The 7,230-nt window shown below is 70.7% G+C and carries 5 protein-coding genes; 4 read left to right on the top strand and 1 reads right to left on the bottom strand.

The features are described 5' to 3' along the window. Positions 1-195: 195 nt before the first annotated feature. Positions 196-1,590 carry a S9 family peptidase gene (locus ACFV6D_RS27110; protein ID WP_380561383.1) on the top strand — a complete coding sequence of 465 codons (1,395 nt, stop codon included), beginning with the start codon at positions 196-198 and terminating at the stop codon, positions 1,588-1,590. On the opposite strand, the gene ACFV6D_RS27115 is transcribed toward ACFV6D_RS27110, so the two are convergent. Next, positions 1,568-2,926 (bottom strand): helix-turn-helix transcriptional regulator, encoded by a 1,359-nt coding sequence (locus tag ACFV6D_RS27115; RefSeq protein ID WP_380493175.1) that lies wholly within the window; start codon positions 2,924-2,926, stop codon positions 1,568-1,570. The two genes, ACFV6D_RS27110 and ACFV6D_RS27115, sit on opposite strands and share 23 nt — an antisense overlap. A 248-nt stretch (positions 2,927-3,174) precedes the next feature. On the opposite strand from ACFV6D_RS27115, the gene ACFV6D_RS27120 reads away from it, so the two are divergent. From ACFV6D_RS27120 to ACFV6D_RS27130, 3 genes are all read left to right on the top strand, one after another. Beyond that, complete coding sequence (locus ACFV6D_RS27120; RefSeq protein WP_380334338.1) at positions 3,175-4,155, top strand: hypothetical protein; 981 nt, start codon at positions 3,175-3,177, stop codon at positions 4,153-4,155. A gap of 66 nt (positions 4,156-4,221) precedes the next feature. Next, positions 4,222-5,718, top strand: a complete 1,497-nt coding sequence (locus ACFV6D_RS27125) for an amino acid permease (RefSeq protein ID WP_380561384.1) — start codon at positions 4,222-4,224, stop codon at positions 5,716-5,718. After that, positions 5,715-7,115: a glutamine synthetase family protein gene (locus tag ACFV6D_RS27130; protein WP_380561385.1), complete on the top strand. Its 1,401-nt coding sequence runs from the start codon at positions 5,715-5,717 to the stop codon at positions 7,113-7,115. The genes ACFV6D_RS27125 and ACFV6D_RS27130 overlap by 4 nt, the downstream gene beginning before the upstream one ends. Positions 7,116-7,230 lie beyond the last annotated feature (115 nt).

Raw genomic sequence — 7,230 nt, forward strand, 5'->3', positions numbered from 1 at the left:
CTCCATGCCTACGGTGGCGGCGCCTTCGCGGTGACATCGGGGGGAGTGTGGTTCGTCGGTGACGACGGTTCCCTCCTTCGGCAAGCGGCTGGCCGCGTGCCCGAGCGGATCGACTCTGTCGTTGGGTCCGTGCAGTACGGAGACCTCGCTCCGGCACCGGGCGGTGGTCTGCTCGCGGTTCGCGGGGACGACACCGTGGACGAGATCATCTCTGTGTCCCGGGCCGGGCACACCCGGGTCCTGGTTCGCTCCCGCGGGTTCCTCGGCTCTCCTCAGCTGGCGGCAGGCACCCTGGCGTACGTGGAGTGGCAGCGTGACCAGATGCCGTGGGACAGCACTCGCCTCGTGCTGGCCGACATCCGATCGGACATCGTCGGGCCGAGCCGCGTTGTGGCAGGCGGCCTCGGGGAGTCGGCGGTGCAGCCGTCCTGGGGACCGGACGGTCTGCTGTACTTCATCTCGGACCGGACAGGGTGGTGGAACCTGTACCGACTACGCGACGGCGTGGTGGAGCCGGTCGCGCCGATCGACGCGGACTGCGCGCCGGCGCCCTGGGAAGGCGGCTACCAGTCGTACGGATTCGCCGCCGACGGCACCATCGTGCTGACGGTGATGAACGGATTCACCACCGAGCTGCTCGCCGTCGACGCCGATGGCGGTCGGCGACAAGTCGGCTCGAATCTCACGTCCGTGAAGCCGTACGTCACCGTCGATGGCGGTCTCCTGGCCGTGGTCGGCTCCACTGCGAGCAGCCCGCCGGCCATCTGGTCAGTCGACCTGGCAGCGCGGACGGACGCCCAGGCCTTCCCGGTGGGCAAGGCTTCCGAGTTCCCTGTGCCCTGGACGCCGATTCCGCCCTCGGTCGAGACCATCGCGGGTCCGGGTGGGCCGGTACGCTTCCTGCTGCACCTGCCGCCCGGAGACACGCGGCCGGGGCCTCTCCTCGTGCGGGCCCATCCCGGTCCGACGGACGACGTCCCCCTCCGGCTGGACTGGGTCACTCAGTACTTCGTCAGCCACGGCTTCACCGTCGCCGAAGTTCTCTACCGCGGCAGTACGGGTCAGGGACGCGCCTTCCGGCAGTCGCTGCATGCCCACTGGGGCACCTACGACGTCGACGACTGCGCGGCCGTCGCAGAACATCTCCTGACGCTCGGCCAGGCGACCCCCGGAGAGGTGTTCATCAGCGGGGCGAGCGCGGGCGGGTACACGGCGCTCCAGGCAGCGTGCCGTCCGGGACCGTTCGTTGCCGCGACGGCCATCTCGGCGATCATCGACCCCGCTCTGTGGGAGCTGTCTGTTCCGGCGTTTCAACGTCCGCACGCAGCTGCGCTGCGAGGGCCGGCCGGCGCGGTGAAGCCCGAGGGGGTCCGCTGCCCTGTGCTGGTGATCCACGGCTCCGCCGACACGATCACGTCTGCGGAGGAGGCCATGCACTTCGCCGAGGAGCTGGCCGGCCGAGGCGGTGAGCATGACAGCCTGCTGTTGGAAGGCGGCGACCACTACCTGTCGGCGCCCTTGGCACGGGAGCAGGCACTCCGCGCCGAACTCGACTTCTACCGAGGCATCATGAGCCGCCTGCCAGCGTGACCGCCAGCTTGTCGGCGTCCGGCAGTACGGCCCGGGCGAACTCACGCAGTTCCCGGACCGCAACGTAGTCGGCATGTGTCTGCAGGTCGGCCAGGATGCTGGCCACCCGCTCGACGCATCGTCCCGATCCTGTCCGGGCAGCGTAGACGACGGCATCGCGGCCGACCGCGCACGCCTGGTCGACGTCCCCGCTGCGCAGCCAGGTCGCGGCGAGCAGAGCAGCATCGATCGCGCGCCGACGGACCTTGTCCTTGCCGATGCCTCCGAGGGCGTCGGCAAGCTGGATCCTGGCGTCCGGCGCACGGCCGAGGTCGTGGAGGCAGTGGGCGGCCTCGTCCGCGAGGTAGGCGTGGGTGAAGTAACGGATCCAGGTGGGTTCGTCTTCCATGCTGGCTGCTTCGAGGAGCTTCTCGGCTTCGAGGATCAGCCGGGTCGCCTCGTTCTCCCTGAGCATTCTGGCGCTCGCTCGGGCGACGACAGCCGTGATGGCCGCGCGCGTGGCCGGGCTCGCGGCGGTACCGGCTGCGGCGCGGGCGGAGGAGGCCCACCGCAGGGCGGTCTCCGGAGTCCCGCGGTGCAGGGCGAGGTGCCCGAGGTTCACGGCCACGAGGTAGGCACCGTACGCCTGATCGCCGGTTGCCGTCGTCAGGGCCAAGGCGCGCTGGTAGTACTCCAGGGCCCTGTCGGGGTTGCCGATGTCGACGGCCTGGTACCCGGCAAGCTCGCAGAACCCGACGGTGAGCTGGGCACGTTGACGCGCGACCTGTTCGTCGACGGCAGGCCGGCGCAGAAGGCCTTCGAGTTCGGTGTCGATGTAGGAGCTGACCTGCTGCCAGTGCTGACGGGCCCCGTGCGTGTGGTCGAGCTGGCGGAACATGCCGAGCATGCCCTCCGCGACAACGACGTCCTCTTCCGTGACCCGCAGCGACAGAGCGGGAGCTGGAGCTTTCGAGTTGACGGATGCCCAGTCGCCGATCAGGGCGTCTACCGTGGCGAGCCGCGGTCCCACGTCGCCGAGCTCGGAGGCGGCTCCTTTCCAGGTGGTTCCTGGTCCTGGCAGCGAAAGCGCGGCCGCCGCGGACTCGCCGCGCTCTACCTCTGCTCCCGATCGGGGAGCGCAATCAGCATCCGGGTTCCCGAAGACTGCGGAGCGCAACTCGTCCTGGGAGGCCTTCAGGAGTCTGGCGAGCCTCGGCATCTGCCATGGGCGCGGTGTTGCCTTGCCGTTCTCCCACCGGTGGATTGTCGTCCGGTCCACATCCATCGCCGTCGCCAGCTGTTCCTGGGTGTAGCCGGCGGCCCTGCGCAACACGGCGAGCCGTCCCCATCGCGTCATTGCGCTCCCTCAGAGAATTTTGGCCGCTGACTTCGCAGGTCATGGGCAGATTTTCAACATCAACGCCGCACGGTGCAACAAGTCTGCACTGTCACAGGGGCTTTGGCTGGTGGTTCCGTATGACCCGCCCAGATTCGGCAGCACCGGTCGGACCCGAGCATCGCACAGGATCCGGCGGCTCGACGGTTGCCTACTCTCCCGCCCATGTTTCGGGTGCGATCGGCATCGCCTCCAGAAAGGACCCGGCCGTGGACACAGCCTTCACCCTTGATCCAGGTCGGTTCGTCCAGCACCCTGGCGGCCACGACGGCGAGCTTCGTGGGGCTGTGGAGGAGTTGCAGCAGGGGCGCTGGATGGCTGCCCGCGCGGTGCTGGCGCAGTCGTGGGGCGACTGGCCGGTGTGGACGACTCGTACCCAGGTCCTCGCCGCTGTCGCGTCGCGTACGGATGTCCTCAACCACTGGCGAGCCGAGGCCGCGGGCAGCGTCGGCCTGGTGACTCTCCTGGCGCGGGCGGCGGTGGACCGGGCTCTCATGGCAAGTGCTCAGCCGACGGATCCCCGGACGGTTGCCCGGCTGGAGCACTCGGCCCGGGAGCTGTGCTGGGACGCGGCGGCCACGCTCGCCGACGACCCGGTGCCGTGGATCTGCCTGCTCGCCCTGGCGCAGTTGGACCTCAGCCAGGCCCGTCCCGAGCATCGGGTGCCGGCACCCGACCAGATGCTCCCGCCCGGACCGTGGGGGCTTCTCGCCCAGGCCCAACGGGCTGACCCCTGGAACCGGGAGGCGTTCCACCGGATGCTCCGAGTCTGGCTCGCCCGCGGTAGCGCCGGCACGGCGAGCGAGTTCCTGGCGGCGTTCCTTCCCGGCGCGCCGGCGGGTTCGCCCTTGCACGCCCTTCCGCTGTACGTGTTCGTCGACCAGTATCGGCGGGCGCCGCGCGGGGATGCGGTCGAGCTGCAGTGGACGAAGAACGAGCGAGTCCGTGCCGCAGTGCTTCGGGCGTACGAGAACTGGCGGGCGGCGCCCGGCGAGCAGGGCCGGTGGCCGGTAGTGGACGAGAGCCACCTGGCGCACGCGCTCTGGGCGGCCCGTCGTCCCGTCAATGCTGCCGAGGTGTTCGCGGTGATGTCGCCCTTCGTCTCGTCCCAGCCGTGGGTGAGCGTCGGCGATCGGCCGGACGACCTCTTCCGGCAGGCCCTTGCCCAGTCGTGCGCCGCCAGCCGCTGACCTCTCTGCCTTCCCCGGTCAGCAAACCGGGATCCGACACCACCGACCTTCCTCGGAGGCTTCCTCATGCCGCTTTCTGAGCGCGTTCCCCTTCCCCACGGGGATGACGACCATCTGCAGCTACTCGGGATAGAGCCCGAACTGGTGCGCCGGATGAGCCTGTTCGGCAACTTCGCCGTCAGCTTCTCGGTCATCTCGGTCCTCAGCGGCTGCATGACGTTGTTCGGATTCGGTCTGATCAGTGGCGGCCCCGTCGTGATGATGTGGGGCTGGGTGGGTGTGGGTCTGGCCGTGCTGCTGGTCGGCATGGCGTTGGCCGAGGTCACCTCCGCTTACCCGACCAGCGGCGGGCTCTACTACATGGCCCGGCAGTTGGGCGGCCCACGCTGGGGATGGGCGACGGGCTGGCTGAACCTGCTGGGCCTGCTGGGCGGGATCGCCGGGATCGATTACGGCGCCGCGAGCTTCATCGCAGCGTTCGCCGACCTGCAGTGGGGGGTGGAGGCGACGCCTGGCCTGATCCTCGCGATCTTCGCCGGTGTCCTGGTGCTGCACGCCCTGCTGAACGTCTTCGCCGTCCGGGCGGTCAGCCTGTTCAACAGCATCTCGGTCTGGTGGCACATCGGCGGCGTACTGGTGATCGTCGGTGTGCTCGCGGCCGTCCCTTCCCACCACCAGTCCCCCTCCTGGGTGTTCGGGCACTTCGCCAACGACACCGGCTGGTCGAACCCGATCTATGTGTCGGCGGTCGGCCTGTTGCTGGCCGGCTACACCTTCTGCGGCTACGACGCGAGCGCCCACTTGAGCGAGGAGACGACGAACGCGCGGGTCGCCGCACCACAGGGCATCGTCCGCTCGATCTGGGTCTCCCTGATCGCCGGGTTCGTGCTGCTGGCCGGGCTCCTGTTCGCGGTGCAGGACTACGCGGGCACCGCTGCGGCGGACGTGCCGCCCGCGCAGGTCTTCCTGGACGCGCTCGGGACCACCGGGGCGAAGGCCCTGCTGCTGATCGTGATCGGTGCCCAGTTGTTCTGCGGATCCGCCGAGGTCACCGCGTGCTCGCGGATGGTCTACGCGTTCTCCCGGGACAACGCGCTGCCGGGCTCGGCGACTTGGCGCAGGGTGTCGCCCCGCAGGGTTCCGGTGCCGGCGGTGTGGCTGTCGGTGGCGGTGGCGTTCGTCCTGGCGGTGCCGTCGATGTGGAACGCGGCGGCGTACGGGGCGGTCACCGCCGTCAACGTCATCGGGATGACCCCGTCGTACATCGTGCCCGTCTACCTGCGGCTGCGACAGCGGGACCGTTTCGTCCCGGGGCCGTGGAACCTGGGCCGATGGAGCCGGCCAGTCGGGATCGCCGCGGTGGCGTGGGTGGTCGTGCTCACGGTGCTGGTGTGCCTGCCGCAGCGCTACCCGGTGACCGTGGAGACGTTCAACTACGCCCCCGTCACCCTGCTGGTGGTCCTGGCGCTGGCGGCGCTGTGGTGGCGGCTCGCCGGCAAGCGGTTCTCCGTGCCGGTCGTCCAGGATCCGCAGCTGGCCGCGGTCGAGGAGCAGATCGTATGAGGCCCGCGATGCGCACCGCCCACCCGCCCGCGGCCCCGTCCGCCGACACCACCGCGCCGGTCGGCTGGCTGCCGGAGCTGGTGGAGGTCTTCGGCCTGGACACCGTGATGCTGGCCACCGTCGATCCGCAGGGGCGCCTCAAGGGCAAGGAGTTCGAGGCCGAGGTGCTGCTGGCTCGGCTGGCGTCGGGGCGGATCCGCCCGGAGATGTGCGGGTACGTGATCGGCACGGACCTGGGTATGACGCCTCAGGTCACCGGCACGTTCTCCTGGGAGTCCGGCTTCGGCGACATCACGCTGATGCCCGATCTCGGCCGGGCCCGCCTGCTCCCGTGGGAGCCGGGCACCGCCGTGGTGTTCGCCCACCCTGTCGATGGTGACCGGCCGCATCCGCTGGCCCCGGCGACCATCCTGGACGAGCAGCTCGACCAACTCCGCTGCCTGGGCTACGAGGTGCGGGTCGGGATCGAGACCGAGTTCGTCGTCTACGAGTGCACGGCCGCCGACGCAGCTGCGGCCGACTGGCGGGGACTGCGTCCGGTGACGTGGGACGACCGCGACTACGCCCTCGACCGGCCGAGCGCGGCGGCCGGGTTCTCGCGGTCGCTGCGGCAGGCCCTGGCCGGGGCGGGGCTTCCCGTCGAGGCGGTCAAGCTGGAGAGCGCCCCCGGCCAGATCGAGGTCACCTTCCCCTACGGCCCGGCCCGGGAGGCCTGCGAGCAGTACGTGCTGTTCAAGCACGCCGCACGGGCACTGACAGACCGGCAGAACATGGCGGCGACGTTCATGGCCGCCCCGGCGGACAGGGTGGGCTCCGGGATGCACCTGCACCTGTCCCTGTGGGCCAAAGGCGAGCCGCTCCTCGCCCGCGCCGACGACCCGCACGCCCTGTCGGAGCTGGGTGAGCGGGCCGTCGCCGGGCTGCTGGAGGTGCTGCCCGCCAGCGCACCGATGTGGGCGCCGTACGTGAACAGCTACAAGCGCCTCGGGGGCCCGTTCGCACCGTCCAGGATCGCGTGGGGACGGGACAACCGCTCCTGTGCGGTGCGGGTGGTCGGCCACGGACCGGGCCTGCACCTGGAGGTGCGCCTGCCGGGCGCGGACGCCAACCCCTACCTCGCACTCGCCGCAGCCGTCGCCGCCGTCCGGCACGGCGTCACCGCAGACCTCACCCCCGGTGAGCCCGTCACCGGCGATGCCGGCTGGGACGACGACCTGCCCGAGGTGCCTCGCCACGCCTGGGACGCCATCAAGGCGTTCGAGACCAGCCCCCTCGCCTGCGCGCTGCTGGGCGAGCACGTCGTCGCCCACCTCGCCTCCCTCGCCCGCCTGGACGTCGACCACCACGCCGCCCGCGTCACCGACGCCGAGCTCGCGCGCGGCTTCGCCCAGGCCTGAGCCCCGGGGGGGGGGGGGGGGGGCGGCCCCCCCCCCCCCCCCCCCCCCCCCCCCCCCACACACAAAAAAAACCCCCCACACGCTCCCCCACACACACACCCCCACACACACACCA

Origin of the sequence: Kitasatospora sp. NPDC059812 (genome assembly GCF_042732075.1) — a bacterium.
Lineage (GTDB): Bacteria > Actinomycetota > Actinomycetes > Streptomycetales > Streptomycetaceae > Kitasatospora.